General features: G+C 65.9%; 23 protein-coding genes and 1 tRNA gene. 12 read left to right on the top strand and 12 right to left on the bottom strand.

All coding sequences use genetic code 11. The features are described from left to right. Nucleotide 1 precedes the first annotated feature (1 nt). Both V3W46_RS19460 and V3W46_RS19455 read right to left on the bottom strand, forming a co-directional pair. Nucleotides 2–823 carry an ABC transporter ATP-binding protein gene (locus V3W46_RS19460; RefSeq protein ID WP_331784799.1) on the bottom strand — a complete coding sequence of 274 codons (822 nt, stop codon included), beginning with the start codon at nt 821–823 and terminating at the stop codon, nt 2–4. A gap of 127 nt (nt 824–950) precedes the next feature. Continuing rightward, nucleotides 951–2,012: an ABC transporter substrate-binding protein gene (locus tag V3W46_RS19455; protein ID WP_331784798.1), complete on the bottom strand. Its 1,062-nt coding sequence runs from the start codon at nt 2,010–2,012 to the stop codon at nt 951–953. Nucleotides 2,013–2,211: 199 nt separating this feature from the next. Here V3W46_RS19455 and V3W46_RS19450 point away from each other — a divergent pair, with 199 nt between their 5' ends. After that, nucleotides 2,212–3,243, top strand: coding sequence for a LacI family DNA-binding transcriptional regulator (locus V3W46_RS19450; protein ID WP_331784797.1), 1,032 nt, complete (start codon nt 2,212–2,214; stop codon nt 3,241–3,243). On the opposite strand, the gene V3W46_RS19445 is transcribed toward V3W46_RS19450, so the two are convergent. From V3W46_RS19445 to V3W46_RS19430, 4 genes are all read right to left on the bottom strand, one after another. Beyond that, nucleotides 3,240–4,280 (bottom strand): alpha/beta hydrolase, encoded by a 1,041-nt coding sequence (locus V3W46_RS19445; protein ID WP_331784796.1) that lies wholly within the window; start codon nt 4,278–4,280, stop codon nt 3,240–3,242. The two genes, V3W46_RS19450 and V3W46_RS19445, sit on opposite strands and share 4 nt — an antisense overlap. Nucleotides 4,281–4,393: 113 nt before the next feature. Further along, nucleotides 4,394–5,056 (bottom strand): TMEM175 family protein, encoded by a 663-nt coding sequence (locus V3W46_RS19440; protein ID WP_331784795.1) that lies wholly within the window; start codon nt 5,054–5,056, stop codon nt 4,394–4,396. Nucleotides 5,057–5,099: 43 nt separating this feature from the next. Then, complete coding sequence (locus V3W46_RS19435) at nt 5,100–5,798, bottom strand: haloacid dehalogenase type II (protein WP_331784794.1); 699 nt, start codon at nt 5,796–5,798, stop codon at nt 5,100–5,102. Between the two features lie 67 nt (nt 5,799–5,865). Next, nucleotides 5,866–6,762 carry an alpha/beta fold hydrolase gene (locus V3W46_RS19430; protein ID WP_331784793.1) on the bottom strand — a complete coding sequence of 299 codons (897 nt, stop codon included), beginning with the start codon at nt 6,760–6,762 and terminating at the stop codon, nt 5,866–5,868. A 229-nt stretch (nt 6,763–6,991) separates the two neighbouring features. Here V3W46_RS19430 and V3W46_RS19425 point away from each other — a divergent pair, with 229 nt between their 5' ends. Continuing rightward, entirely contained in the window at nt 6,992–7,492 is a 501-nt protein-coding gene (locus V3W46_RS19425) for a winged helix-turn-helix transcriptional regulator (RefSeq protein ID WP_331784792.1), read from the top strand. A 38-nt stretch (nt 7,493–7,530) separates the two neighbouring features. On the opposite strand, the gene V3W46_RS19420 is transcribed toward V3W46_RS19425, so the two are convergent. Continuing rightward, nucleotides 7,531–8,454, bottom strand: coding sequence for a ketopantoate reductase family protein (locus tag V3W46_RS19420; protein WP_331784791.1), 924 nt, complete (start codon nt 8,452–8,454; stop codon nt 7,531–7,533). Nucleotides 8,455–8,538: 84 nt separating this feature from the next. Here V3W46_RS19420 and V3W46_RS19415 point away from each other — a divergent pair, with 84 nt between their 5' ends. Next, entirely contained in the window at nt 8,539–9,084 is a 546-nt protein-coding gene (locus V3W46_RS19415; RefSeq protein ID WP_331784790.1) for a TetR/AcrR family transcriptional regulator, read from the top strand. A 54-nt stretch (nt 9,085–9,138) separates the two neighbouring features. Here the strand turns inward: V3W46_RS19415 and V3W46_RS19410 are convergent, their stop codons facing one another. Together V3W46_RS19410 and V3W46_RS19405 are read right to left on the bottom strand one after the other, a co-directional pair. Continuing rightward, nucleotides 9,139–9,816 (bottom strand): endonuclease/exonuclease/phosphatase family protein, encoded by a 678-nt coding sequence (locus V3W46_RS19410; protein WP_331784789.1) that lies wholly within the window; start codon nt 9,814–9,816, stop codon nt 9,139–9,141. 212 nt (nt 9,817–10,028) lie between these two features. After that, nucleotides 10,029–10,499 (bottom strand): DUF3237 domain-containing protein, encoded by a 471-nt coding sequence (locus V3W46_RS19405; RefSeq protein WP_331784788.1) that lies wholly within the window; start codon nt 10,497–10,499, stop codon nt 10,029–10,031. 179 nt (nt 10,500–10,678) lie between these two features. Here V3W46_RS19405 and V3W46_RS19400 point away from each other — a divergent pair, with 179 nt between their 5' ends. The 8 genes from V3W46_RS19400 to V3W46_RS19365 all read left to right on the top strand — a co-directional run bounded on the left by V3W46_RS19400 (nt 10,679) and on the right by V3W46_RS19365 (nt 20,341). Beyond that, nucleotides 10,679–12,442 (top strand): CocE/NonD family hydrolase, encoded by a 1,764-nt coding sequence (locus tag V3W46_RS19400; protein WP_331784787.1) that lies wholly within the window; start codon nt 10,679–10,681, stop codon nt 12,440–12,442. A gap of 10 nt (nt 12,443–12,452) precedes the next feature. Further along, nucleotides 12,453–14,012, top strand: a complete 1,560-nt coding sequence (locus tag V3W46_RS19395) for an ABC transporter substrate-binding protein (RefSeq protein ID WP_331784786.1) — start codon at nt 12,453–12,455, stop codon at nt 14,010–14,012. Nucleotides 14,013–14,097: 85 nt separating this feature from the next. Continuing rightward, nucleotides 14,098–15,036 carry an ABC transporter permease gene (locus V3W46_RS19390; protein ID WP_331784785.1) on the top strand — a complete coding sequence of 313 codons (939 nt, stop codon included), beginning with the start codon at nt 14,098–14,100 and terminating at the stop codon, nt 15,034–15,036. Continuing rightward, nucleotides 15,036–16,769: a dipeptide/oligopeptide/nickel ABC transporter permease/ATP-binding protein gene (locus V3W46_RS19385; protein ID WP_331784784.1), complete on the top strand. Its 1,734-nt coding sequence runs from the start codon at nt 15,036–15,038 to the stop codon at nt 16,767–16,769. The genes V3W46_RS19390 and V3W46_RS19385 overlap by 1 nt, the downstream gene beginning before the upstream one ends. Continuing rightward, entirely contained in the window at nt 16,766–17,626 is an 861-nt protein-coding gene (locus tag V3W46_RS19380) for an ATP-binding cassette domain-containing protein (protein ID WP_331784783.1), read from the top strand. The genes V3W46_RS19385 and V3W46_RS19380 overlap by 4 nt, the downstream gene beginning before the upstream one ends. A 41-nt stretch (nt 17,627–17,667) precedes the next feature. After that, nucleotides 17,668–18,582, top strand: coding sequence for a LysR family transcriptional regulator (locus tag V3W46_RS19375; protein WP_331784782.1), 915 nt, complete (start codon nt 17,668–17,670; stop codon nt 18,580–18,582). Between the two features lie 79 nt (nt 18,583–18,661). Then, nucleotides 18,662–19,168, top strand: a complete 507-nt coding sequence (locus V3W46_RS19370; protein ID WP_331784781.1) for a GNAT family N-acetyltransferase — start codon at nt 18,662–18,664, stop codon at nt 19,166–19,168. A 597-nt stretch (nt 19,169–19,765) separates the two neighbouring features. After that, complete coding sequence (locus V3W46_RS19365) at nt 19,766–20,341, top strand: hypothetical protein (protein ID WP_331784780.1); 576 nt, start codon at nt 19,766–19,768, stop codon at nt 20,339–20,341. A 148-nt stretch (nt 20,342–20,489) separates the two neighbouring features. On the opposite strand, the gene V3W46_RS19360 is transcribed toward V3W46_RS19365, so the two are convergent. After that, nucleotides 20,490–20,562 (bottom strand) — tRNA-Glu (locus V3W46_RS19360). 96 nt (nt 20,563–20,658) lie between these two features. Here V3W46_RS19360 and V3W46_RS19355 point away from each other — a divergent pair. Further along, nucleotides 20,659–21,156, top strand: a complete 498-nt coding sequence (locus V3W46_RS19355; RefSeq protein WP_331784779.1) for a hypothetical protein — start codon at nt 20,659–20,661, stop codon at nt 21,154–21,156. A gap of 265 nt (nt 21,157–21,421) precedes the next feature. Here V3W46_RS19355 and V3W46_RS19350 read toward each other — a convergent pair whose 3' ends face one another. Together V3W46_RS19350 and V3W46_RS19345 are read right to left on the bottom strand one after the other, a co-directional pair. Next, the gene (locus V3W46_RS19350) at nt 21,422–21,922 is read right to left on the bottom strand and encodes a VOC family protein (protein ID WP_331784778.1); all 501 of its coding nucleotides are present in this window, start codon (nt 21,920–21,922) and stop codon (nt 21,422–21,424) included. 86 nt (nt 21,923–22,008) lie between these two features. Beyond that, a complete protein-coding gene (locus tag V3W46_RS19345; protein WP_331784777.1) occupies nt 22,009–22,620 on the bottom strand; it encodes an NADPH-dependent F420 reductase in 612 nt (203 codons plus the stop codon). Nucleotides 22,621–22,722: the final 102 nt, after the last annotated feature.

Here is a 22,722-nt window from a genome sequence, read left to right as displayed (position 1 = left end):
CTCACGCCCCCGCCGCTGCCTGCGCCTCGACGAGCTCGCCGTCGCTGACGAGGTCGTCGGCCCCGCCGGAGTGCAACAACCCGCTGAGTTGATCGCACAGGGCGTGGAAGTCGGCGCTGGAGAGCAGCTCGCGGCGGCGCGGCCGCGGGAAGTCGACCGTGACATCTCCGACGATGCGGCCCGGGCGGGGCGACATGACGATTACCCGGTCGGCGAGAAAAGCGGCCTCGGCGATCGAGTGCGTCACGAGAAGCGCCGTGGCCGACGTGGCGCTCCAGAGCTTCTGCAGCTCTTCGTTCATGCGTTGCCGAGTGATCTCGTCGAGCGCGCCGAACGGCTCGTCGAGCAGCAGAATCTCGGGTTCGGCGACGATGGCTCGCGCGATCGCCACGCGCTGCCGCATTCCTCCCGAGAGCTGGGCTGGCCGGGCATCCGCGAACCCGTCGAGACCGACGAGGCCGATCAGGTCGTCGACACGCTTCTTCGAGATGGGGGTGCGCATGACCTGGCCGGGAAGGCGGATGTTGTCTCGCACCGAACGCCAGGGCAACAGCGACGGGTCTTGCAGAGCCAGCCCGAGGCGATGCGCCCTGCGGATGGTCGCCGGGCTCTCGCCGTGAATGGTGACGTCGCCGGCTGAGTAGTCTTCGAGATCGGCCAGGATTCGCAGGATGGTCGACTTTCCGCAGCCCGACGGCCCCAGGAGCGCGGTGAACGAGCCTTCGGGCACGGCGAGCGAGATGTCGTCGAGCGCGAGCACGTCACGTTTGTTCGAGGAGTAGACCTTCGTGAGGTTCGTGAGCGTGAATCCGGTGCCGTTCATGTGCTGCAGTCCATCCGTTCGTCTGGTGCAGCCGCGCCGGGCGGGTGGGCTCGGCGCGGCTGCGGGGAGTGCGGGCGTGAGGCCATGCGTCAGGTTCGGGATGCCCGGCGCACGGCCCCGCACCGCGCTAGCCGATCGTGTTCTTGCCTTGGTAGATGTCGGTGAGCAGCGACGTGTCGAACAACGACGCGGTCGCCGGAATGCCGAGGGCTGCCAGCGTCGTCAGGTTCTTCTGGATGCCCGCGTCAGAGATCGTCAGCAGACCGTTGGCCTTGGTCTCGTCGGTCACGAGCAGATCCATCTGCAGCTTGGCCTGCTTGGTCTGCTCGTCGATCGTCAGGCCGCCGTCTTTCGCGTAGTCGTTGACGGTCAGGTCGACGGCTTCGGTCGGGTCTGCGACGTAGTTCTGCCATCCCTCGATCTCGCCCTTCAGAAAGCCCTCGACCGCAGCCTTCTTCGTGGGGTCGGCCAGCGTCTCCTTCTTGACCGCATACACCTGCGCGTATACGTCGAGGCCGTAGTCGGCGGTGAGCATCGTGACGCCCGGCTTGCCTGCGGCCGCCTCGTAGGCGATCGGCTGCTCGCTGTAGAACACCCAGAGGCCGTCGACCTCACCACTGACCAGCGGAGCGACATCGAAGCCGACGGGCACGGAAGTGACCTGGCTCGCGTCGACGTTGTTCGCCTTGAGCACGGCATCCTGAGCCGCCTCGTCACCGGTGGGTACGCCGATCTTCTTACCGACCATGTCGGCCGGAGTGTTGATCGGCTTGTCAGACGTCGAGAGAATCGCGAGCGGGTTCTTCTGGAAACCCGCGGCCACGATCACCAGATCGGCTCCGTTCGCGTTGGCCTGGGCCACGGTGTCGGCGTTCCCCATCGCGATGTCGGCCTGGCCCGATTCGACGGCGGCCATCGAGTCGACGTCGGGGCCGCCGGGCAGAATCGTGACGTCGACCCCGTTCTTCGTGTAGTACCCCTCTTTCTCGGCGACGTAGCTGCCGCCGAACTGAACCAGAGGAATCCACGAAGTCTGCAAGGTGAGCGGCGTGGTGGCGGTGCCCGACGACGCGGTGGTCGCGCTGCCCGACGACGAACAGGCCGTGGCGACCGCGAGCACGGTGGCGATGCCGACGGCGGCGGCCGCTGCGCGCAACGAGCGCCGGCCGCGGAGGGAAGTGGTGTGCATGTGATCTCCAGGTGCGTTTCGAGTAGTACGGTCAGGAGCTGTGTAGGCGCAAAGCGTTTTGCAAATCGCGTTTCACTGAAGCTACGCGGCGACTGTTTCTGTTTGGTTTCGTAATGTGTCACGCGTGTAAAAGCCGCATGCAACACGCTTTGTACGGCAGCCGGCCGCGGTTGTCGCATTGTGGGCTACTGTGATCTTCGTGACAGAGCCGAGCACCAAGCCGTGGACCATGCAGCAGATCGCCGACGCAGCCGGTGTGAGCGTCACCACGGTGTCGCACACCATGTCAGGCAAGCGCCCCGTGAATCCACAGACCGCTTTGCGCATCAAACGACTCATCGACGAGTTCGGCTACGTGCCCGACGCCGGCGCGCGCCGGCTGCAGTCAGGGCGCAGTCGCATGATCGGGCTCGCCGTGCCCGACATCTCGAACTGGTACTTCGGGCGCATCGCCCGCGGCGCAGAAGAGATGGCCGACGAACTCGACTTCGGTCTCATCGTCTGCAGCACCTTCAACTCGGATCCGCGCCGGGAGAAGCGCTACTTCAACATGCTGCGCACTCGCATGATCGACGGGCTGGTCTACACGGCCGGCCGCGAGATGAACGAGATGAACGAGCTGGAGAAGGTGGCGCTCTCCTCCCCCGTCGTGCTGGCCGATGAGGGAATCAACCGCCTGTCGTCGATTCCGTGGGTCACGAGCGAGAACTACGAAGGCGGTCGGCTCCTGGGCGCACACGTGCGCGCGCTCGGACACACGAAGGCCGTGATCATCGGGGGCTTCGCCGGGCTGAATTCGACGGTCGAACGGGTCGCGGGCATCCGCCAATCGTTCCCCAACGCACTCGTGCTGAACGGAGACTTCGAGATGCAGGCAGGGTACGACCTCGTCGGCGACCTGCTGGCCAACGACGTGCGCTTCACCGCCCTCTTCGGTGGCAACGACCTCATGGCGATCGGCGCCATCAAGCGGCTGCACGAAGAGGGCCTGCGCGTGCCAGAAGACGTGACAGTGGTCGGCTTCGACGACGTCGAGATCGCCTCTGTCATCACGCCGCCGCTCACCACGGTGCGCCAGGATGTCGTGTCGATCGGCCGCAACTCGGCGCGGCTGCTGATCGAGGGGCTCGAGGCGGGCACGTTCGAAGACACAGCGTCAGTGGTTCTCCCCGTCGAGCTCGTGGTGCGCGGAACCAGCGGCCCCGTCGCGGCACCTCCCGGCGCCGTCTAGGGCTCAGCCACGTGACCGGTCACGCCACCGAGCCAGGTGATCGTCGACGCGAGCGCGGTGCGTGCGTCGGCATCGTTCAGGTGAAACTGGTACTCGTGCGGAAGGGCGGGCTGATGATCATCCGGGTAGAAGACCGGCTCGACCTCCACCCCGAGATCGTCGAGTCTGGCTGCGAGCGGTCTCGACTGGCCGGCAGTGAGCGGGTCGTCGTTGCCGCCAGAGATCCAGGTCGGCGGAAAAGAGCTCGTCACGTCATTCACGGTCGACATCTGCTGGCCGCCGGGCGTCGACAGCCAGTCGCGCTGACCGAGGTATGACCAGAGCGCGACCCGAAATCCCCAGCCGACGATTCCCGGCGCCTGCGGGATGCCCGACACGTCGTAGATGCCGCAATTCAGAATCACGCCGTTCAGTTGAAGAGCGCTGAGCGCCGGCCGAACACCCACGCGTTGCGCGTACTCAGGATTGGTGGCCAGCACGGCGAGCTGGCTGGCCAGGTTCGCCCCGGCGGAGTCGCCGGCCAGCACGATGTGATTCGGGTCGATGCGGTATTCGGCAGCGTGCGCCACGAGAAAGGCCAGGGCATCGTTGAGTTGGGTGAGGGCGGTCGGGTACACCTGTTCTGGCGAGACCCCGTAGTTCAGCGCGACCGCCGTATACCCCGCCGCGGCGAGCAGCCGCACGTACGGGCGCACCTGGCTCTTGTCTCCCGAGATCCAGGCACCGCCGTGAATCCACACCACCGTCGGCAGCGGCGTGGTACCCGCACTCGGGTTGAAGACGTCGAGGCTCGTGCTCGCGCCCGCACCGCCGTACTCGATGTCGAGCGTCTGGTCGACGCCCTCGGTCGGGTCGTACGGCTTCATGGTGGCGAGAGTCTCGCTCGCACCACGCTCGAACACGGCGCGGATGAGCAGCGCCGCCGGCCACGGACTCACCAGAGTCGCGACCACCACCGACGCGACCACCACCCCCGCCGCGAGCGGAATCACCCGCGACGGTCTGCGGAACCAGGGACGACGACCGCGAGTTGCCACGAATCGAACCCTACCCGAGGCGGCGGCGGCTGCGGGTGCGAACGGATGCCCGGCGAGCCCGCGAGGCACGGGGCGCCGCCCACGGCCATCCGTCGGCCGTCATCCGTCGGCGGTCATCCGTCAGCCGCCGTGTCGTCTGCCGTCTCGCCGTCAACGGTGTCGGGAGACGTACGCTCGTGGAGTCGCGCGAGAAGGAACGCGGCCGCGACGACAAGGTAGGAGACGAGCGCCGCGAGCGGTGAGAACACGGCCAGGCCCACGCTGATCACCGAGATGGTGAGGGTTCCCGTCGAGTACAGGGCGTGCCGGCGCATCCACACGGCGTCTTCTGGAGTATTGAGGAGCTCGGGGTGAGCAACGAGGTAAAGGTCGAGCGCGATCCAGGTGACGCTGATGATCACACCGACGCTGGCGAAGACGATCATGGCTGCGAACTGATCGGCGTAGTCACCCTCCTTCAGCGCCTCGGAGATGAGGGCGGTGGGCCACGGTACCAGCGACGAGCCGAGCAGCACTCCCAGGTTCAGCAACAGCACGACGGGAGTGGTTCGGTACACCCGCGACATCTGCTCGTTGTGGTTCAGCCAGGTGATGCCGATCGTGAGGAACGCAGCGAGGTAAGCGAGATAGCTCGGCCATTTGTCGAGCAGCTGGGCTGGAGACTGCGCACCGACGGGAAGCAGCTCGAGCACGAGCAGGGTGAGCACGATCGCGAGAACCGCGTCGCTGAAGGCTTCGAGCCGGCCGATGCCGTTGCGTTTCGTGCGCTTCTCCACGCACTGATCTTCGCACGGGGGTCAGGCGCATCGCGATGAGGTATTAGACCCTTTGTGCGAGTTCGAGGAGGTCGTCCACCGTCACGTCGACGACGTCTGTGGCTGCGGGTCGATCGGCCCTCGGGCGAGAGACGAATGCGGTGCGGAACCCCTGTTTCGCTGCCGCGCGGAGGTCCCAGGCGTGTGCTGCGACGAACAGCGTGCTCGTCGGATCGAGGTCTACGGCTTCGGCGACATACTGGTACGCGGCGTCGGCCGGCTTGAAGGTTCTGACGGCAGCCGTCGACAGTGCGACGTGCCAGGAGAGCTGGTTGCTCGACGCCAGCCAGGCCAGAGAACTGAGGTCTCCGTTGCTCAGTCCGACCATGAGATGGTCGGAGGCCAGCTGACGCATTCCGGCCGCCACATCCGGCCAGGCCCGGTACATCCGGTCGACGCCATTCAGAACCTGGGTGACCTCAGGCGTCAGTTTGCCGCCGAGGTTCTGCACTGCCTCCTGGCCAGCCGCCGAGACCAGGTGTCGGTGGGGCTGCCACGGCGACGTTGCCGTGACGACGTCGTTCATTCGCGCATCGAGCAGGCGAACCCACTCGGTGCAGAGCTGATCGGCGTCGGCGATGCCGCTGCGGGCAGCAACCTCGGCTGACGTGCTGGCGAAGGTCGCATCCTCGTCGACCAGGGTACCGATGACGTCGAAGACGATCGCTTCGATGTTCGACAGGGGAGCCAATTCGGAGTTCATGCATGTAGTACAGCCCAGAGTCTGCCTCAGGTCGAGGGCTTGTTCTGCGGCTCGTACCTCGCTGCCGTCAGGTGTCGGAATGCTCGCCGGTCACTGTGCTGGTGGCGAATGTGACCGCCAGTCTGCTGACGGTCGACGCGTCTTCGACCTGCGGGAAGTGCCCGAGGTCGGGCCAGCGGGTCACGTGAACCTGCGGGTCGAGGCTGATGATAGCCTCCAGCACGGGCTCGCCGGAGATGCGATCCTGCACTCCCCAGCCGACGGTGAGGCGGCCCGACCAGTCACGGATGGCGCCTTCCCACCGATGGGCGAATTCGACGCGTTCGCGGTTGAAGTAACTGAGCTTGTCGATGATCGTGTCGCCGCCGTTGTGGGAGAGCAGCGACCACTGGTCGTCGCCCTCCTCCTCGGTGAACGGGTGTGCGGTGGAGAAGGCTCCTGCGAGCTGCTTTCGGATGACCTTCTCCGAGATCAGTCGAGCGACGAGTGGGCCGAGGCGGCCGCGGAGGAGTTTCTGCGCGGCGGTCAGGTTCGCCTCCCCGATGATGACAGATCCGTTGGTGATCATCACCCCGTTCAGGGCGAACGTGAGGGCTCCGTCGATGTCGCGAGCCATCAGTTCGGTCGCGACGGAGTCGCCGAGGTCGTGGGCGATGATCAGTGCGGGCCGGCCGGCGATGAGCTGCTCGGCGATATCGGCCTGCATCTTCAGCGAGTAGACCACGTCGGTGGGTTTGTCGGAGAGTCCGAAGCCGAGAAAGTCGAACGCGAGAACCGATGCGCCTGTCGCTTCGAGGGCGGGCAGAACGCCTCGCCAGTCATAGCTGCTCGACGGGTAGCCGTGCAGCAGCACCACCAGGGGCCCATCGCCACCGCTGCGGCGAACGAAGATCTGATGTGCATCGACGGTCTCGTAGCCGCCGGTGGCCGCCCACGCAGCTACTCGGGTCGTCAGGCCGGTCATGCGAGGGTGCCGATGCCGTGGTCGGCGAGTCGGATGTCGTCGACCATCCGCCCTCGCTCGGCATCGCCCAGCGTTCCTTCGGTGGTGTTGAGTCGATAGCCGAGCATCGTGGTTCCTTCCGTCGAGTGAGTTGCATGAAGCAACTGGGTTAGACTGTAGAACAGTTGCATAAAGAAACGCAAGTCGCCGCACGGCTGAGCCCGGCGCCGACACCCCTCCGGAGGAATCCATGAAGCGCACTGATACGTCTGACTGGCCATGCACCATCGCCCGCGCCAGCGTCATCTTCGGCGACGCGTGGAATGTACTGATTCTTCGGGAGGCGTTCTACCGCAACCGCCGTTTCGATGGCATGCAGGAGGCGCTGGGCATCGGCCGTAACATCCTGACCGATCGGCTCAAGACACTCGTCGAAGAAGGTCTCCTCGAGCGGGCGCCGTACCAGAACCACCCCGCCCGATACGAGTATCTGCTCACCCAGAAGGGCAGAGACACCTATCCCGTGCTGCTCGCCATGGCGACCTGGGGTCGCGCGCACGCTCTCGGCCCCGACGAAGACCCGCTGATCTTCGAGCACGCCGCCTGCGGCCACGAGTTCGATGGCATGATCGCCTGCTCACAGTGCGGGGAGCAGGTTCGCCTCGAAGACATCCGTTTTCATCGAGGGCCGGGATACCCCGGCTACAACCCGGAGTCGCCCTCGACAGAACGTCTCAGCGTGTTCGGGTAGGCGAAGGCCGGGCAACTGCCGCAACGAGCCGCCCCGAGCTATCCCTCGAGGCGCGGGGCGGGGATGCCGAGCCGATGTGCCGCGCTCAGCGTGTCTTCGATGACCGCCGTGGCCTCTGCGGCGTGCGGGTCTGTGTGCGCCTCGAGGCTGCGTCGGGCGATCGGGATCAGCACGCTCGCCCATCCGAACAGCAGTGCGACGAGGCGGGGCCGCCGGTACGGCAGCATCGCGGTGGGGTGCCGGCGGAGGTCGACACCCCGGGCCCGGAGTATCGGCAGCAGCTCGCGAGAGGTCAGGAACGCGTCGCGGAGCGCTCGATGGTCTCCGATCATGTTCGCCAGCAATCCGCTCCGAATCGCTTGGGCGAACATGCCGGCGTCGGCGATGAAGTGCAGCCAGAGCCAGCCTCGCATGTCCTGCTCCTGCCGAACGACGAGGCCGGCGCGGCGGAACGCGGCGATCACGGCGTGCTCCCGCTCTGTCGGCGCGGCGGCTGTCGTGCCGATGATCACCGACGGCAGCAGCGCACCTGAAAGCACGCCGTCGTGCCCGAAACCGCCCCCCGCCTGAGGAAACCCGAATACGAGCTGATCGGCCGGGAGCGGCCAGGCCGCGGTGAGCGGCTCGTCCCAGAGGTTGCCGAACACCAGGATCGTCGCCGTGCCCACGCGGGGAGCGAGCAACTGGGCGGCCTCTGCGAGGCGATGGTGCCCGACGCTGAGCACGATCAGATCGAAGTCGTCGCCTGCGTCGATGGATTCTCGCAACGGAGTTCGGAACGACTCCCGAACCCGGCGCCCGAACGGCTTGCGGCGCCCGTCGATCCAGTCCAGCTGCGTCAGGTCTCCGTATTCGGCAGCGCGACCCGGTCGCACGTAGAACTCGACCTCGTGCCCAGCCGCGTGAAGCACACGGCCATAGATGGTCGCGATCACGCCTCGACCGAACATCAGAATGCGCACGACCGGCTCCGTCCGTAAGATGGAGTCTGTCTCCATCTACCAGGATATGGAGCCAATCTCCAGTTGTCAACGAAAGGTCTGCCCGTGGCCGTGCGAGCACAGCGAGCGGATGCGCGCCGTAACAGAGATGCGATCGTGGCCGCCGCCCGCACCGTGTTCGATCGGAACGAGCAGATACGATTCGACGACTTCGCGGCGCGGGCCGGCGTCGGAGTCGGAACGCTCTATCGGCACTTCCCCACCCGAGAGGCACTGGCCGCGGCAGTCTACGAAGGGGAGGTCACCGCGCTCTGCGATCGTGCCCGCGACCCGGCTCGGTCGGCCGGCGAGAACCTCGACGCCTTCCTGCGCGGCTTCGTGGACTATGTGATCGCGCACACCGGCCTCGCGCGCACTCTCGCGGCCGTCGTCGACCCGGCAGCGCAGGCCGAGGGTGGAATCGAACTCGAACGCACCGTCGCCGACCTCGTGACTCGGGCGGGCAGCGACGGCGCCATCCGAACCGACGCATCCGTCGGCGCGGTGATGATCGTGCTGCACGGCGTCGGATCTGCAACCGACCGGCCGCTCTGGGCGTCGGAATCGCGTGCCGCTGTCGAGCTGCTTCTCGCCGGCCTCAAGGCAGCCTGACTCGACCCGTCGAGGCTGCTGTCTGAACGGACGGCGCTGCGACCGGTTCGCCGGTCAGCGGGCGTACTCGAGGGTGAACAGTACGGGCCGGTGGTCTGATGCTCCCCGGGGTAGCACGTCGGCGCTGCTGACGTCGAGCCCCGAGATGGTGGCGAGGTCGAACTTACCCCGCACAAGGCTCCGGTTCTTGTGGAACGTGCTGGTGGCCGTGCGCGCTACCGTGAACCCGCGACGTTTGAGGTGGCGGCGGAGCATGCTGAGCAGAATGGGATGGTTGTAGTCGCCGGCCATCACCGTGGGCAGGCCCGGCCCCAGCCTGCGGAGCGCTTCGTGGGCATCGTCGACCTGAAGGCGCCTGAAGGCGTTCGAGTCGGTGAACGGTGTGCCGTGGAACGACCCCAGAACCAGGCGCCTGCCCGTCTGCGTGTCATTCACCCGAGCTGTGACCAGTCGATGGTCGGTTCCGCCGACGAGTCGGTCGTGGCGTGACACAGACAGCTTGACCTTCGCCGCCGCCTCGACAGTGAAACGATCGGAGCGTACGTACAGAGCCACGGCCAGACGGTTACCCGTCGTGCCAGACGCCAGAGTCATGCCGCCGAGCCGGGTCGGCAGGCTCGATGAGTACGCTTCCTGCACGCAGAGCACGTCGGGAGAGTGGGTCGTGATGAGCGACTCCAGTTCGCGTTGAGCGCGACCGTGCCACAGGTTGTAGCTGAGTACCTTCAGCACAGCGGATCTCCTGCCCATCCTCGCCCTGATGGCACGTCTCTGCGCTCGCGCCATCGTAGGGTGCTTCCGAGCGTACGATATGGCAGCGTTCCCAACGCGCCGACTCGACGCACGGAGTCCGGCAGCGCTGACTGATCGGGTGCTCGGAACACACGCCGGGTCGCAGACCCGTTCCGATGATCACCCGCCGGGGTACAGAGCGAGAGCCGAGCTCAATCCACGACGAAGATGTAGAGTCTCACGCTCTCGGGGCGACGCTCACCCCGCGCCACGAGAATGCGCGAGGCGAGCCAGGCCCATCTCGGTGCGGGCGACGACAGCCGAGGTGACGAACGGAAGTAGATCTTCGACGGATCGACCGTCTGACCGGCAACGATCCTGGTGATGTCTTCCTGGCTGCCAGATCGGAGCCCGAAGTTCTCGACGTAGATGCGATCGCCGTCAGAGGTCTCGACGGCGTAGCGAGCCTCGAGTTCTGTGAGTGTGCTCGATCGAAGAACCTGGAAATCGGCCCCGCCGGGCAGCACGACACCGTTCAGGTCGGGGCCAGAGACGGTACCCCCGAGGATCGGAACGATGCGCCGGTGGGGGCCATCGCCCGCGCCCAAATCGATCGGGGCGGCAACGCTCACCTCGATCCGGGCTAGGAAGGAGAGCGTCGGGGCGACGCCGAAGTCGGACACGACGCCGACTCTATCGAGGTCGAAGCGCCAATGAGAATGACGAAAATACCGGCATCTCACGCCGGTTTCCGTTCGTTGACACTGCGAGTTCGAGGCCCCGAAAATAGCGAACAGGCGCCGACGCCGGCTTTGTCTGCGGATGCGACCTTCCCCTTTCCGACACGACGAACGAGGTGGCGATGGTGCCCCAGACGAAGCGCGTCGCTCCCATCAGGCGCGAGGCAGACTGCCCGCTCCGTGATGGAACGAAGCTGCACACGGTGCTGCTGACGCCCGAGGGCGATGGCCCCTGGCCCGCACTTCTGACCCGGCATCCGTACGATGTCAGCGGCGACGAGTCGGCTGGCCGAGTCGATCTCGACCGGTTCGTGGCGGCCGGTTACCTGGTCGCGCTTCAGGATGTTCGTGGCCGCTTCGGCTCGCAGGGAGAGTTCGACGCCTCGGCGCAGGAGGTAGCCGACGGCGCCGACGCCGTGGCCTGGCTGGCATCGCTTGCCGAGTGCTCGGGTGTCGTCGGCATGTTCGGGGCCTCGTACGCCTCCGAGACCCAGTTCAGCGCCCTGGCCGGCGGCAGTCCCGCTCTTCGTGCGATCATTCCGGCTGTGACGCCGGTGGCTTCGGGCACGAACGGATTCCGGTTCCGCGGTGGTGTTCCCGAGGTCGGCAGCATGTTCGCCTGGTCGCACTTCGCGATCGCTCCCGGTCAGATCGCCCGGATCTCAGACCCTGATGAGCGCACAGAAGAGGAGCGCCGCTGGCTCGACGTCGACCGGCTGCTGCAGAGTGGAGAGCTGTTTCGGGCCGGCACCCTGCAGTCGAGCCTCGAAGCAGATGCGACTCTGCGCTGGATGCGTGAGCGACTGAGCGAGCCGCTCGACTCGCCCGCGCACTCGGTCGGCAAGGTCACTCGAATCGGCGAGGTCGACATTCCTGTCTTTCTCATCGGCGGATGGTTCGACGTGTTCCTCGGGTCGACATTGACGATGTATCGAGCCCTTCTCACGCGGGCCCGTACCCTCGCAGCGCCCGAGCCGTACCTGCTCATCGGCCCGTGGTCGCACACCAACATGACCGGTGTGATCGGCGATCTCGACTTCGGTGCCGAGGCATCGGATGCTCGGCTCGACGGCCTCGACATGACAGACCAGCACCTGCGGTTCTTCGACGCCGCGTTGCAGGGCTCGTCGTCACTCGACGGCGTGGCACCCGTGCGGGTCTTCGTGATGGGCGCGAACCGGTGGCTCGAGCTGCCGGAGTTCCCGCCGGCCCAGGCTCAGCAGCAGACGATGATGCTCGGCGCAGACGCGGGCCTTCGGTCGTCGGATGGCACAGACGGCGTCGTCACCTTCACCAGCGACCCCGGGCATCCGGTGCCGACCCGTGGCGGCGCCACACTGCTCTTCCCGCCGTACGAGCCGGGACCGTCAGATCAGCGCGAGATCGAGAACCGAAGCGACGTCGTCTCGTGGCGCACAGAGCCTCTCGACGACGATCTGGCGGTGGTCGGCGAGATTCGTGCGGTCATCCACCTGGCGGTCGACGGCACCGACGCCGACCTCGTCGTGAGACTCTGCGACGAACATCCCGATGGCAGCACCATCGTCATCGCCGACGGAATTCAACGCGGGTCGGCCCGCGCCGTCGATGCGACGACGGGCCAGGGCCCGGTCGCGCCTGTGCGACCTCACGTGTTCGAGGAGTACGACGTCGACCTGTGGGCCACTGCCCACGCGTTTCTGCGCGGGCACCGGGTGCGGGTGGACATCACCTCGAGTTCGTCGCCCCGGTGGGACGTCGGCAGCAACGCCTTTCCGCCCGCCGACCCCGGCACCACTGAACTCGCGGCCACCTACACGGTCGGCCTCGGCCCTGCTCACCCCAGCCGGCTTCTCCTCAGCGTTCTCCCCCGCACCGTCAGCTCCAGCAACTCCCCCACAGAATGAGGTCATCCGAATGAACCAGCGTCATCGCATCCTCGCCGCGAGCGCGACGCTCGCGGTCGCCGCGCTCTCCCTCACCGCCTGCACGGGCGGTTCTTCGACGTCGTCGTCGAGCGACCACAAGCTCGTCGTCGCCGTCGGCACGGCACCGGTGAGCCTCGACACTCTCAAGGCGGCGACCGGAGTTCCCGGCACCTGGTTCGAGACCCCCGCCTACGCGGCCGTGCTCACGAAAGACGCCTCCGGTGCGGTGCAGCCAGGTCTGGCGGAATCGTGGAAGTACGTCGGCGACGGCAACACCGATTTCGAGTTCACCCTCAGGGACGGGCTCACCTTCGCCGACGGCACACCGATGGATGCTGCGGCCGTCGCCGCGTCATTGACCTACTTCACGGCGACCACGACCGGCCCGAGCAAGGCGTACTTCGCGGCGATGACCTTCACCGCGGTCGACACGAAGACCGTGCACATCACCACGACGGTGCCGAACCCGATCATTCCCGACCTCCTCACGGTCGGGTATCTCGGAGCGGCTCCGATCAGCGCTGCGGGCATCGCCGACGAGTCGAGCCGCGCAGGCCAGACCTTCGGCGCCGGCCAATACGTCTTGGATGCGAAGCAGACCGTCTCGAACGACCACTACGTGTACGTGCCGAACACGAAATACTGGGACCAGAAGGCCATCGCCTACACCGAGATCGACGTTCGTGTGATTCCGAATCCCGACCAGCAGGTGCAAGCTCTGAAGTCGGGCCAGGTCGACGCCATCGTCGGCGACCCGTCGATCGGCGGCACCGTCTCGGGTGACGGCCTGCAGGAGATCAGCGAGCCGAGCACGGTCTACAACTTCTACCTGATGGACAGGGAGGGCAAAGTCGTTCCCGCACTCGCGTCAGAACAGGTGCGGCAGGCTCTGAACTACGCCGTCGACCGGGACTCGATCACCAAGGCCGCCCTGGGCAACTACGGCAGTGCCACAGATCAGACGGCGATCGACGCGGGTGCGGCATCCGGCTACGACAAATCACTGGAGTCGACCTACTCATACGATCCGGCAAAGGCCAAGTCACTGCTGGCGGCGGCGGGGTATGGCGGCGGGTTCTCGATGCCGTTCACCTACCTCGGCTACAGCCCCACCGATACGAAGATCGCTCAGGCCGTGGCATCCGAGCTCGCGGCGGTGGGCGTCACGATGAATCTCAAGTCTGAGCCCGACTTCGGTTCGTGGGTCAACGACCTCGTCTCGGGCCAGTACGCTGGTACCCTGCTGACCGGAGACGGCAGTCAGATGTACATCAACGCGCAGTTCGGCTTCACCCAGGGTGCCGTGATGAACCAGTACGGCGTCGTGAACGCTGACGTGAACTCCGCCTTCCAGAAGCTCGCCAGTTCGACGCCCGACCAGATCGGGCCGGCGGCCCAAGCCCTCAACTCGGTCATCGTCACGCAGGCGCTGGCGCTGCCCATCGCGAGCAGCGACTCGATCGTGATCTTCAACAGCAAGAAGGTAAAGCCCTACTTCTTGGGTACGACCGGAGAACTCGCACCCATCGAGTCGTGGTCGGTGAACTGACCGCCAGCGCCACAAGCCGCCTCACCGTCTCACTGCTGTCTCACCGCCTCACCGCCTCACCGCCTCACTGTCAACGGAAGGTCTTATGCTCCGCCTCGTCGCAAGACGTCTGCTGCTGTCGATTCCGCTCTTGATCGTCGTCACCGCGATCACGTTCTTCCTGCAGAGCCTGATACCGGGTGATCCGGCCCGCTCGCTGCTCGGACCGACCGCGAGCCCCCAGCAGTACGACGCCTTGCGACAGGCGCTGCACCTCGATCAGCCGATCCTCGTGCAGTACTGGGACTACATCGTGAATCTGCTGCACGGCGACCTCGGGCAGTCGATCTTCACCGGTGAGGATGTCGCGAGCACCCTCGCCACCCGATTGCCGGTCTCGTTGTCGCTGATCATCGGCGGCACCGTGGTCGCCTTGGTCGTCGGAATTCTGCTCGGCGTGCTGAGCGCCACCCGCGGACGCATCCTGGGCCGCTTCATCGACATCTTCTCGCTCGTCGGCGGGGCGCTGCCGAACTTCTGGGTGGGACTCGTGCTCGCGTCGATCTTCGCGGTGACGCTGAGTCTGCTGCCCGCGACCGGGTACGTCTCCTTCGACGACTCCCCCACCGAGTGGGCGCAGTCGCTCATCCTGCCCGTGATCGCACTGTCGCTGGCCGGCGTCGCGACGATCGCGAAAGTGGTGCGCGACGGCGTGTCGACCGCAATGGGGCAGGATTTCGTTCGAACCCTGCGAGCCGCCGGCGTGCCGCGCCGGGTGCTCATCTGGAAGCACGCCCTGCGCAACTCGAGCGTGTCTCTCGTCACTGTGGTCGGCGTCATCTTCGTGGCCTCGCTGTCGGGCACTGTTCTCGTCGAGACAGTATTCGTGCTGCCCGGCCTCGGATCGCTGGCGGTCACGGCAACGTCACGCCAAGACATTCCCGTCATTCAGGGCGTCGCCCTCACCTTCGCCGTCATCACGATCGTCGTGAACCTGCTCGTCGATGTGAGTTACGGCCTGCTCAACCCGAAAGTTCGTGCCTGATGACCGTCGCACCCCTGACCGACAGCCGAGTGCGCACCGGGCGCATCAAGACCAATGCGGTTGCCATCATGGCCCTCGCCTTCGTGGTCATCGTCGCCGTAGCAGTCGCCCTTGCGAACGAGATCGCCCCCTACGGGTACAACGACCAAGACCTGGCGCACTTTCTGGAGGGGCCGAGCGCGGCCCACGTTCTCGGTACCGACAGCCTCGGTCGCGACGTACTGAGCCGTCTGCTCTACGGCGGTCAGCCGACGCTGCTGGGTGTGCTCGTCGCGGTCGTCGTGTTCGTGATCGTCGGGGTTGTGCTCGGCGTACTGGCCGGGATGCTCGGCGGCTGGGTCGACTCGCTCATCAGCGGCATCGCAGACGTTCTGATGTCTCTGCCCGGCGTCGTGCTGCTACTCGGCATACTCGCCATCTTCAACCAAGACCTGTTGCCGGCGATGATCGCGCTCGGACTGCTCGGTGCCGGCAGCCTCATTCGCGTCGTTCGCGCCACCGTGTTGAGCGTGCGCGAAGAACTGTTTGTGTCTGCGGCGATCGTGTCGGGCTTGTCTCCCGTGCGGCTCATGGCACGGCATATTCTGCCCGCTGTCTTCGGCCCGGTCATCATCCAGGCATCGTTGTTCGCCGGGGCCGCGCTCGCGGTGCAGTCGGGTCTGGGATTCCTCAGTCTCGGCATCCATCCGCCCCAGCCGACCTGGGGCAGCATGGTCGGCGAAGCCGCCTCGAACCTCGCGAAGGCGCCATGGCTGCTCGTTGTCGCGGGTGGAACGATCACCCTGGTCGCGCTTGCTCTTGCGCTCATCGGCGACGGCTTGCGAGACGTCGATGCGGCCCGGCGTGGCTCCGAGAACGGCCGCTCGAAGACCACGAGAAGGGCCAGGGTGAAGACACAACTCAGCCGTGCCGCCGTGAGCTCGCCGAGCACCGGGGCCGACGGTTCGATCATCCTTGCTGTCGACGATCTCGAGATCTCGTTCGGCGACAGGCCGGTTGTGCGCGGAGTCAGCTTCGCCCTGCGGCGTGGCGAGATCGTGGGACTCGTCGGAGAGTCGGGCAGCGGCAAGACCGTCACGACTCTCGCCACGCTCGGGCTGTTGCCCTCTCAAGCCAGTATCACCGGAGGACGCATTGTGATCGGCGATGACGACGTGACGAACCTCGACGATAGAGGATTCGCGGGCATCCGGGGTCGGCGAACGGGCCTCATCTCGCAGGAACCGATGGTGGCGCTCGACCCTCTCTTCTCCGTGGGATCGCAGCTCATGGAGGCGATTCGCTATTCGACGTCGCCGACTCTGCCGGCCGGCCAACGCCGTGCGCGTGCCATCGACCTGCTCAGACGAGTCAGGCTCCCCGACCCCGAGGGCGTGCTCGCAAAGCTTCCGCACGAGCTCTCGGGTGGGATGGCGCAGCGCGTGGTCATCGCCATCGCCCTGGCCGGCGACCCTGACCTGCTCATCGCCGACGAGCCCACAACCGCTCTCGACGTGACCGTTCAGGCGGGCATCCTCGACTTGCTGCGGGATCTGCGCAGCGAGCGCGGCCTGGCCGTGCTTTTCGTCACGCACGACCTGGCGGTGGTCGCCGATATCTGCGATCGAATGATCGTCATGGAGAAGGGTGCCGTCGTCGAGACGGGCACCGTGAACGACGTGTACCGTTCACCTCAGGCCGCCTACACCCGCGAACTCATCGCCGGCACTCCCAGTCTGGTGAGGGCATCGTGAGCGTCGATCAGAACGGCGCCGTCGGCGATGTGCTGCGAGTCGAGAACCTCGAGGTCGCCTACCGCGTTCGAGGCTTCCGGTCGCAGCCGCGCACGGTGGTGCACGGGGTCGATCTGTCGATAGCGGCGGGCGAGACGGTGGCGCTTGTCGGCGAATCGGGGTCTGGCAAGTCGACCATCGGCAATGCGATTCTCGGGCTCGTGCCGGTGGCCGCGGGTACGATCACGCTCGACGGCGTCGACGTCACCTCCTTCTCCGGCCATCGGCGGCGTGCCCTGTCTCGAACAGTGCAGGCCGTGTTCCAGAACCCGTACGGTTCGCTCAATCCGTGGATAACCGTCGGTCAGACGCTCGCCGAACCGCTTCGCGTCGCCGGTCGGTCACGGGCCGAGATCGCCGATCGGCTGCACTGGCTGCTCGATCGGGTGAACCTGCCGGCCGACGCTCTCAACCGCTACCCCAGCGAATTCAGCGGTGGCCAGCGACAGCGCGTGGCGATTGCCCGGGCCATCGCACTCGAACCACGACTGGTGGTCTGTGACGAACCCACCAGCGCACTCGACGTGCTCACCCAGGCCGCGGTCTTACGACTGCTGCGAGAGCTTCAGGATGATCTGGGTATCTCCTACCTCTTCATCACGCATGACCTGGCGATCGTGCGAGGCTTCGCGAACCGCGTCGGCGTGCTCGACCAGGGCCGCATCGTGGAGTCGGGATCGGCCCGCCAGGTCTGCGACGACCCGCAGAACCCGTACACTCGCCAACTCGTCGCTGCGGCGCCCGTTCCCGACCCGATTCTGCAGCGTGAGCGCCGGGCCCACCGTCTGGCGCTCTCCGGGGATGACAGCGAGACTTAGACTGACGGAGTGACAGCGTTGTGGCCATCGAGCGGCATGGCATGAGCCGCATTTCGCTGCGCCAGCTCGAATACTTCCGTGCCATAGCCGTCACAGGCAGCCTCTCTGCCGCAGCCGAAGACCGCCACGTCTCCCGATCGACGATCGCCTCGGCTCTCGACGAGCTGGAACGAGCGCTCGGGGCGCAACTCTGCGTGCGCTACAAGTCGCACGGCATCGAGCTGACGGAGGTGGGCCGCAGCGTGCTCGACACGTCGATCACCATTCTCGGCGAGGTCGACGAACTCGAGAGCACGGGCAGCGCCGACCGACTGAGCGGAGAACTCGTCATCGGCTGTTTCTCCTCTCTGGCGCCCACCATTCTGCCCCGTCTGTTGCAGCGCTATGCCCAGGACCACCCGCACGTGCGCACGAGCATCGTCGTCGAGAGCGCCGATGTTCTCGACGAGAGGCTCCGTGCCGGCCAGCTCGATCTGATCATCTCGTACAACCCCCAGCTCGACCCGACGCTCGCCTTCGAGGCGCTCTACCACACGCGCATGCACGCGCTACTGGCGGCCGGTCACCGCCTGGCCCAGAACGACGTCGTCTCGATCAGCGATTTGGTCGACGAGCCCCTGGTGCTGCTCATGACTCCACCCAGCACCGAGCAGGTACTGGGCTACTTCGCCAGCATGGGGCTACGCCCGCGCGTCAGGTTTCGCATCACACACTTCGAGCTGGCGCGCTCGCTCGTGGCGGCTGGACTCGGTTACTCGCTGTTCATCCAGCGCCCCATCAACGACTCGAGCTACGACGGCCTCCCGCTGGCGACCCTACCGCTTCACCCCGACCCGCCCGACCAGCTTGTGGCGATCGCCTGGCCGCGCGCGCGGCGACTCAATGCCAAGTCTCGCGAGTTCGTGCGCAATGCAGTCACAGAGATCGAGAACATCTCTCCCCGCCCGCTGAGCTGAGCTGAGCTGAGCTGGCCGATCCGGCGGCCGCCCACGGCGCTTCTGTCGCACGCAATCTCTCGGGTACTACCATCACGGGATGGATGAGACGTTTCGGGCGCTGGAATCTGAAGACGTCGAGGCGCTTCAAGCGTTGCTCGAGTCGGCGCCACAGTACGCAGAGCAAGTGACCGGGTACCCGCCCGGGCCGTCCGACGCCGTGAGTTCGCTCATCGGTCGCCCGGAGGGTCTCACCGACGATCAGAAGTACGGCTTCGGGCTGTGGGTGAATGGCGAACTGGTGGCGTTCGCGGATGTGCTGAGGGGCTACCCCACACCAGACGCTGCCTACATCGGTTTGTTGATCGTGCGGGGCGACAGGCAGAGCTCTGGCTTCGGTAGCCGCTTGCACGCAGAGGTACTTCGTGAGGCCACGGGATGGCCGGGCATCCAGAAGCTGCGAACCGGAATCATCGAGACGAACGCAGCCTCTTCCGAGCGTTTCTGGGTCAGACGGGGCTACAGACCGACCGGCGAGGTACGGCCGTACCAGTACGACAAGCTCCGCAGCAGCGTTGCGCTCTGGGAGCTCCCCATCTCCCGCTGAGGGCCCGTCTAGTGGGAGGTCTACCGCCTGGACACGGACTCGCTGTCGGGGCGGTGCATCGGATCCGGACTACGCAGCTGAAGATACTCGGGGCTGAACATAGGGGGACCTTCACGCAGCGCTCCGTGATTTGATGTACGTATGAGCGAAGACTGGAGCTGGTTGATCTTCGCCGTTGCAGGAGTCGCGATCTACTTGTCGTCGGCTCTCGTCTATTTCCATGCCCATCCCCTGGGTTACTACTCGCTCCGCAGGAGACCCGAGAACGAACCTGGCCTGGCTCTCGCGCTGCGGCTTCTGGGCTCCGCCGGGATCTTTATCGGAGCGTTTACGCTCTCACGAATTCCAGGCGAATTGTGGGGCGCAGTCTTAGTAATTATTGGTGGATTCGCAATACCGTTCACAGCCGTGCTTCTGGGGAACAGAACCACCGCGCGGCGTCGCTGCAGGTCCATGCAAGACGCTGACCGAACCCCGTATAAGTGAGCAGGGTGTCGATACGGTGAATCTGCGGTCCTCCTAGCTTCTCCCCCCTAGAGACCCACCGTGCAGTGCGCCTCTAGGGCGCGAAAACGTTCGCGGAAGTAGCATGAACCTGTGAGGGAATCAGTGCAGAACCCGGCGCCGCAAGCAGGCAGCCGGCAAGAACCAACGAATGAGAAATCCAGCGGTGCCGAGCAACAGCGAACGCTTCAAGTAAGCAAGATCCGACCCTGGGCTATGACGGTGGCGTTTTGGATAGCGATCGCTTTGGCGGCAGCGACGATCGTGAACCTCGCGGTCCTGCTCCTCACCTTCAACTGGTCCGCGTTCGCCGACCCATCCAATCCGCGGACGTTTGTGAGCTACGGACGCACAATGACCTTGCCGTCAGACATTTCGATCGGGGTGACGATCGCGGGAAACGTTCTCGCGCTCGTCATCGTTGTTGTACTGGCCCGGCTCGCGTTTCGACTACGCCAAGGCAACAATCGCGCTCGGATCATTCTCACCATTGTCGGCGGACTGCCGGTGATCGGGTTCGTGTCGACCTCACGATTTGATGTCTTCTCGGTCGAGATACTTGCCGCTGCGGTCGTCCTCGTACTCGTTTGGCTCCCCCCGTCGAACGCTTTTATACGACGCGTGAAAAAATCGTGCTTGGTCCCTCGATCGACGCAGCTCGCTCCCTGACGCGAGGTCACCAGAACGTCGATCTTGCCCCGTGGGCAAGATGTGGGCAGATAGTCAAAATCGGGTGCCACCAGCCGCAAAATGAAAGTGCCCGGTTCCCTTTATCTGCAAGGGAACCGGGCTACTGACTCTTCAGCCAGCACTGTTGTGACCCCAACCGGATTCGAACCGGTGTTACCGCCGTGAGAGGGCGATGTCCTAGGCCGCTAAACGATGGGGCCGATTAGACAACTTAACGAGTATGCCATACGTTCAAGGTGTCGCGCCAATTGAGCGCGGCAACCGACGTCGAAGGCGATTGTTCGAGGGGCGAGAGCATGGGCATCCGTATTGCCAGGTTGAGCGTGGGGTTGGCAGTTGCGGTGCTGGCGGCCACGATGGTGACCGGATGCTCGGGGGTCGACGCCTGCTCAGAGGGGCGTGCGGGCAACCAGTGTGCGGCACCCGCGACGACCACAGCGAGCACGGCGCCGAGCAGCCCCGGCACCGCAACGGCAGGCACGGGAGGCACGGCGAGCACAGGAGGCACGGGCGTGATCGCACCGATCATCATCAACTTCTACGACGGCACGGCCCAGTTCGCCACGGTCGGCCTCGGCAATGTGGTGGTCATCAACACCAGCCCCGATGACGTGACGCTCTTCACGGGCGACGTGGGCCAGCCGGCGATTGCGAAGTTCGTTCCGGGTCACACCGACGGCAGTGCGACGTTCAACCCGGGCATCCAGCCGCTCGCCGTCGGGGCGACGACCGTCACGATCACCGACACCGCCACGAGCCGGTTCGTCACCCTCGATCTGACTGTCACGCCGTAGGCGCAGAGTCGACGTGGGCTGCGCTTCACCTCATGACTGAGATGGCTCGCCACGCGGTGAGGCGAAACCGCATCACGCTGGTCGTCGAGTCGGTCGTCGTCGTGCTCTGCGCCTGGGCGGGCGTTCATCTGGGGAGCGTTCTCGCCACAGACCCCGGCGATCGAACGACATGGTTCGCCCTGACGCTCGTCGCAATCGTGTTTGCGAGGAATGCCTGGTCGGTGTGGTTGCGTGTGCAGCGCGAGCTGCGCCAGCGCTCGGCGTCTCAGGTCGAAACACCCCGCTCCGCCGATGACCCGGCACCGTCGACGTCTGGGCTTGCGTCTGAGTCCGGCGCAGACTCACCACCATCCGACGCGGGCTCATCGCCGTCGACCGGGCGCGGCGACGTCAGCGCCACATAGTTGCCGCAGGTGTCATCGAGCACCGCCATATCGACGCCGCCGGCGGGGGTGGGCGACTGGATGAACGTGACGCCCTTGGCTCGCAGGTCAGCGTAGGCCGCGGCTAGGTCGGGCACCGCGAACGAGGTGAAGGCGATTCCGTCAGATCTCAGCGCCGCCTTGAACGCGGCGGCCGCAGGGTGCTGGTCGGGCTCGAGCAGCAGTTCGACGCCGTCGGGCTGCTCGGCCGAGACGACAGTCAGCCATCGGAAGTCGCCGAGGTCGATGTCGGTCTTCTTCACAAAGCCGAGCACATCGGTGTAGAAGGCGAGGGCTTTGGCCTGGTCGTCGACGAGGATGCTGGTGATGGTGATGGTGGGCATACACGGCACCATAGAGGCAGCCGGCGCACCCCGCAATGGCGCGGGCGGGGTGCGCCGGGTGCTGCCGTCGGTCGAGCGGCTGCGGCCTAGCGAACGACTCGGATGTTGAACATCGGGCCCTGGTTCGCCTGCATGATGGCGAAGAACAGCGGGAAGTAGCTCTCGGGGCCCGTCGCGGTGGCGATGCCGCCGAGGTCGATGACGTCGTCGGCCTTCCAGCCGAGGTCGGCGAGCAGCGAGCGCACGGTGTCTTTCGCGTCGTCGTGGTCGCCCGAGACGAAGAGGGTGCTTTCGCCGATGGCGTCGGGCGCAACGGCCACGTTCATGGCGAGCGTGTTCAACGACTTCACGACCTTGGCCTCGGGCAGGGCATCCTGCAGCTTCTGGGCGAGGCTCGAGCCGGGGTAGACGAGTTCGAGGTCGGGTGTCGCGGCGTTGGCGACGTCGAGCACGACCGTGCCGGCGAGGGCGTCGGCGCTGATGGCGGTGAACACGGCGAGCGACTCCGCCCCCGGTGTGGCGTTGACCACCACGTCTGCGCCGGTGACGGCGTCGGCAAAGGATGCGACCGGGTAGTCGAACTGGCCCGCTTTGGCCTGCGGGTCGCGCGAGCCGAGGGTCACGGTGTGGCCGGCCGTGGTCCAGGCCGCGGCGAGCAGGGAGGCGACGTGGCCGGTACCGAGGATGGAGATGTTCATGGTGTGCCTTTCGAGTGGTGCCGGTCGAATCGCGGGGATCGGCGGGGGTGCCAGTGCACCCGCGTGGGCAGAGGCAGGCGGACGATGTGTTCCGCATCGGGT

It is taken from the genome of Subtercola sp. YIM 133946, from assembly GCF_036553535.1.
In the GTDB taxonomy this organism is placed as follows: domain Bacteria; phylum Actinomycetota; class Actinomycetes; order Actinomycetales; family Microbacteriaceae; genus Subtercola.
The sequence above is the reverse complement of the archived record's forward strand: the minus strand, read 5'-3'. Positions and strand labels throughout refer to the sequence as shown.

Bases quoted from the DNA above. Each gene is read 5' to 3' on its own strand.
- V3W46_RS19455 (WP_331784798.1), bottom strand. From the start codon at position 2,012: ATGCACACCACTTCCCTCCGCGGCCGGCGCTCGTTGCGCGCAGCGGCC.
- V3W46_RS19395 (WP_331784786.1), top strand. From the start codon at position 12,453: ATGAACCAGCGTCATCGCATCCTCGCCGCGAGCGCGACGCTCGCGGTC.
- V3W46_RS19400 (WP_331784787.1), top strand. From the start codon at position 10,679: ATGGTGCCCCAGACGAAGCGCGTCGCTCCCATCAGGCGCGAGGCAGAC.
- V3W46_RS19355 (WP_331784779.1), top strand. From the start codon at position 20,659: ATGGGCATCCGTATTGCCAGGTTGAGCGTGGGGTTGGCAGTTGCGGTG.
- V3W46_RS19350 (WP_331784778.1), bottom strand. From the start codon at position 21,922: ATGCCCACCATCACCATCACCAGCATCCTCGTCGACGACCAGGCCAAA.
- V3W46_RS19425 (WP_331784792.1), top strand. From the start codon at position 6,992: ATGAAGCGCACTGATACGTCTGACTGGCCATGCACCATCGCCCGCGCC.
- V3W46_RS19370 (WP_331784781.1), top strand. From the start codon at position 18,662: ATGGATGAGACGTTTCGGGCGCTGGAATCTGAAGACGTCGAGGCGCTT.
- V3W46_RS19435 (WP_331784794.1), bottom strand. From the start codon at position 5,798: ATGAACTCCGAATTGGCTCCCCTGTCGAACATCGAAGCGATCGTCTTC.
- V3W46_RS19430 (WP_331784793.1), bottom strand. From the start codon at position 6,762: ATGACCGGCCTGACGACCCGAGTAGCTGCGTGGGCGGCCACCGGCGGC.
- V3W46_RS19390 (WP_331784785.1), top strand. From the start codon at position 14,098: ATGCTCCGCCTCGTCGCAAGACGTCTGCTGCTGTCGATTCCGCTCTTG.
- V3W46_RS19385 (WP_331784784.1), top strand. From the start codon at position 15,036: ATGACCGTCGCACCCCTGACCGACAGCCGAGTGCGCACCGGGCGCATC.
- V3W46_RS19460 (WP_331784799.1), bottom strand. From the start codon at position 823: ATGAACGGCACCGGATTCACGCTCACGAACCTCACGAAGGTCTACTCC.
- V3W46_RS19375 (WP_331784782.1), top strand. From the start codon at position 17,668: ATGAGCCGCATTTCGCTGCGCCAGCTCGAATACTTCCGTGCCATAGCC.
- V3W46_RS19345 (WP_331784777.1), bottom strand. From the start codon at position 22,620: ATGAACATCTCCATCCTCGGTACCGGCCACGTCGCCTCCCTGCTCGCC.